Origin of the sequence: Sulfuricurvum sp. RIFOXYD12_FULL_44_77 (genome assembly GCF_001830725.1) — a bacterium.
Classification (GTDB): domain Bacteria; phylum Campylobacterota; class Campylobacteria; order Campylobacterales; family Sulfurimonadaceae; genus Sulfuricurvum; species Sulfuricurvum kujiense_A.
The window spans coordinates 1-2,611 of record NZ_MIBU01000289.1 but is presented as its reverse complement, the minus strand read 5'-3'; the positions used below and the strand labels follow the sequence as shown (position 1 = coordinate 2,611).

The 2,611-nt window shown below is 49.3% G+C and carries 2 protein-coding genes and 1 pseudogene; all 3 read right to left on the bottom strand.

Translation table 11 applies throughout. The features are described 5' to 3' along the window. Positions 1 to 377: pseudogene (locus A2517_RS10735) on the bottom strand (hypothetical protein); the annotation flags it as partial. 9 nt (positions 378 to 386) lie between these two features. Continuing rightward, complete coding sequence (locus A2517_RS10730) at positions 387 to 818, bottom strand: hypothetical protein (protein WP_294896888.1); 432 nt, start codon at positions 816 to 818, stop codon at positions 387 to 389. Positions 819 to 821: 3 nt separating this feature from the next. Then, a partial coding sequence (gene carB / locus A2517_RS10725) for a carbamoyl-phosphate synthase large subunit (protein WP_294896886.1) occupies positions 822 to 2,611 on the bottom strand: 1,790 nt, incomplete at its 5' end.

Below are 2,611 nucleotides of genomic sequence, written 5' to 3'. Positions count from 1 at the left end.
GCTCCCCCCGCAGCGGCGAGAATAGTTCCGCCAAGTCCCATCCCCTCTCCTTGAGGTTCGGCGTTGAGTTCCGATTGTCCGGCTTCCATTTTTTTGTACTCTTGATCGGCGAGCTCCTTCATCTCCGCTTCGCTCATAACCCGCTCAGTAACGGTGCCGTTCTCATCGGTCTCTTTGATAATCGCGCGGCTTGGACCCTCTGTCGGCATCTCTTCAACAATGACGTATTTGCCGTTAGGCTGCTGTTCGACGACGAGGAATTTATTCTGTGCTTCCGCTTGCTCTTCTGGCGCGCTTTGGCATCCGCTGAGGGCACTGAGAACGGCAAGGCCGATGGTTCCGGTCATAATGGTATTGGCAGAGGTAAAATGTTTCATGGGGAGTTCCTATCGTAATTGTTTTAATTGAGTTGACGTAAGGCGAAAAATCTTTGAGGCACTTTGTTCGCTGAGGCCACGATAATCTTCAATGATAATATCGCTGACTGCGCGGCAAAACCCACTGTCATACCCTTTTCCGCTCTCATTGGCAGAGGTGGAATAGAGCCATCCGTAGCGCTGAATCAGCCGTGCGTGTTCCGGATCTCTCACGTAACGAAACGCTTGGTTTTTGACAACAAAGGTTGTTTTTTTACTATGACGCACACGGTGTTTGTGGAGTGAGGGGATACGGATATCACGGCTGAGGCTTTTAAGATCGGCATAGACTTTGAGAAAGGGTTTATCTCCTGAGCGCATTTTTATCTGTTCTAAGCGTTGAGCATTTTGAGAGAGAAAACCGACGGTAGTGTCGGTTTGGGCGAGAATAATTTTATTCATCACTTAGGGGATGAGATAATCTTGGATCGCATGAGGCTCCATCCAGCTATCGTCTTGCATATGTGTCATAGCTTCGATAGCGGCGCGTGCCGCACTGAGGGTGGTAAAATACGGAGTTCCCATACGCAATACGATTTGACGGATCTGCTCGGCGTCTTTTTTCGAGGTTTTGTTATCGGAGGTGTTGATGGCGAGAGAGATCTCTCCGTTTTTCATCACGTCTTCGATATTCGGGCGACCCTCAGAGATTTTAAGGACTGCTTCACATGGGATTCCCGCTGCCTCAATCACCTTTTGGGTACCGCGTGTCGCCACGAGCTTGAACCCTTGATTGTGCAATCCGCGTGCGATTTCTGGAGCGTGAACTTTATCCATTTCGATAAACGAGAGGAAACATGTCCCTGAGGTCGGGATTTTATTTCCTGCTGCGAGTTGGCTTTTGGCGAAGCTAACGCCGAAGTTTTGGCTGATACCCATAACTTCTCCGGTCGATTTCATCTCCGGAGAGAGAACCAGATCGGCACCGTAGAGTTTGTTGAACGGGAATACCGCCTCTTTGATCGCAACGTGTCCTTTGAGACGCGGTTTAAGCAATCCATCGGCTTCCATGACGACATTGTAGTTATCGTAGAATTTCAACGCATTGCGTAAGCTGTCACCGAGCATAACACGGGTTGCGACTTTTGCGAGTGGCATTCCGGTCGCTTTGGAGACAAACGGAACGGTACGAGACGCACGCGGATTGACTTCAATGAGGTAAACCTCGTTTTGGTAGATCGCGTATTGGATATTCAAAAGCCCGATAACACCGAGACCCAATGCGATTTTTTTCGTTTGTTGCTCCACTTGTGCTTGAAGCTCTGCGCTGAGGCTGACAGGAGGGAGTGAACAGGCACTATCCCCTGAGTGAATCCCCGCCTCTTCGATATGTTGCATAACAGAGCCGATATAGACTTCATTACCGTCACTGATCGCATCGACATCCAACTCAACCGCTTGATCGAGGAATTTATCGACCAAAACAGGAGAATCGTTGCTCACCGATACGGCGACATCCATATAGGTACGGAGTTCATCTTCGTTGTAGACGATACGCATAGCACGTCCGCCCAAAACATACGAAGGACGTACAAGGACAGGGTAGCCAAGCTCTTCAGCTACTTTAAATGCCTGCTCTTTCGTCATAGCGATACCGTTTTCAGGCTGTTTGAGACCTTGTTCAACAACGAAAGCGGAGAATTTCTCACGGTTTTCCGCCAAGTCGATCACTTCCGCCGAGGTACCTGCGATTTTGGCACCGATTTCGTGAAGGCCGTTTGCGAGTTTTAGCGGTGTCTGTCCTCCGAAATGGACAATGATCCCATCAGGCTGTTCCGCATCGACGATAGAGCGGACGTGTTCGAAATCGATCGGCTCGAAATAAAGGACATCGGAGGTATCGTAGTCGGTAGATACCGTTTCAGGGTTACAGTTGACCATGATGGTCTCAATCCCCATCTCTTTGAGGGCGAATGAGGCGTGTACGCAACAGTAGTCGAATTCGATACCTTGACCGATACGGTTAGGCCCACCGCCGAGGATCATCACTTTTTTCTTGTCACTTTGACGCGGTGCTTGAAGTCCGAGACGGGTAATGTTGGTGGTTGAATAGAGATAGGGGGTCAATGAACCGAATTCTGCCGCACAGGTATCGACTTCGTTGTAGTCAAACATGATTCCAAGTGCTTTACGTGCTTCGTAGACATCATTCTCTTTTGCACTTCCGCCGTTTAAGGTGATAAGACGTGCAATAT